Genomic DNA, 1167 nt, shown 5'->3' on the forward strand with positions numbered 1-1167 from the left:
GTACGCCACGGGCCTCTGGCTTTGATCAACTCGGTTTTGTAGAGCCCGTTGATCGACTCGGCCAGCGCATTGTCATAGGACGATCCGACAACCCCCATCGAGGGACGGATCCCGTCAGCGGCGAGCCGCTCGCTGTAGGCCACCGAGGTGTACTGGCTGCCGTGGTCGTGATGCTGCACCACCCCGGCCACCGGCCGGCCCTCCCGCTGCCGTGTCCACACAGCATGGTCGATGGCGTCGAGCACCAGCTGAGAGGTCATCGATGTCGACGACCTCCAGCCGATGATCCGACGCGCGTAGGCATCGATCACGAACGCCACGTAGACCCAGCCCGCCCACGTCGACACGTAGGTGAAGTCGGCCACCCATAGCCTGTCCGGCGCCAACGGCGCGAACTGACGTCCCACGAGGTCACCGGGGTGCTTCGCCTTCGGATCAGCGATCGTCGTGCGCTTGACCTTGCCCCGGATCGCGCCACGAAGACCGAGGTCGCTCATCAGCCGTTCCACCGTGCACCTAGCGATCGGCTCGGCATCAGCGGTGCGCTCCCGGTTGAGCTGAAGCCAAACCTTCCGGGCTCCGTAGACGCCGTAGTTCTCGGCATGAACCTTGGCCACCTTGGGCTTGAGTTCCTCATCCCGCACTTCGCGCTTGGACGGTCGGCGGGAGCGGTGCTCGTAGTAGGTCGCGGGGGCGATCTTGGCGCCCAGCTCGGTGAGCTGGTCACAGATCGACTCAACACCCCATCGCAGACCTCGGTCGTGCTGGTCACCGACGTGTTCGTCGATGTACCGCACGATCAGCGCTGTGGCCGGTCGAGTTCGGCCGCGAAGAAAGCCGATGCGCTCTTGAGGATCGCGTTGGCCCGCTTGAGCTCGGCGTTCTCGCGCTTCAACCGCTTCAGCTCCGCTGACTCCTCACTCGTCGTCCCAGCCCGCTGCCCGGCGTCGACCTCGGCCTGGCGACACCACTTCCTCACCGTCTCGGGCGTCCCGATCCCGAGCAGCGTCGCGACCTGCGTCATCGCCGCCCAGTCCGACTCGTGGTCGGCCCGAATCTCCCCAACCATCCTGACCGCCCGCTCACGCAGCTCGGCCGTGTACCTCTTCGACGTACTCCCTGCCATGACTCCATCCTTCCCAAGGAACAGAGTCTCCGGACATGCCG

At 65.6% G+C, this 1167-nt stretch carries 1 pseudogene; it reads right to left on the reverse strand.

Annotated features, from left to right (window positions below):
* Positions 1–1126, reverse strand: a pseudogene (locus tag GOARA_RS18675) (IS3 family transposase); the annotation flags it as partial.
* Between the last annotated feature and the right edge of the window lie 41 nt (positions 1127–1167).

The organism is Gordonia araii NBRC 100433, assembly GCF_000241265.1.
Lineage (GTDB): Bacteria > Actinomycetota > Actinomycetes > Mycobacteriales > Mycobacteriaceae > Gordonia > Gordonia araii.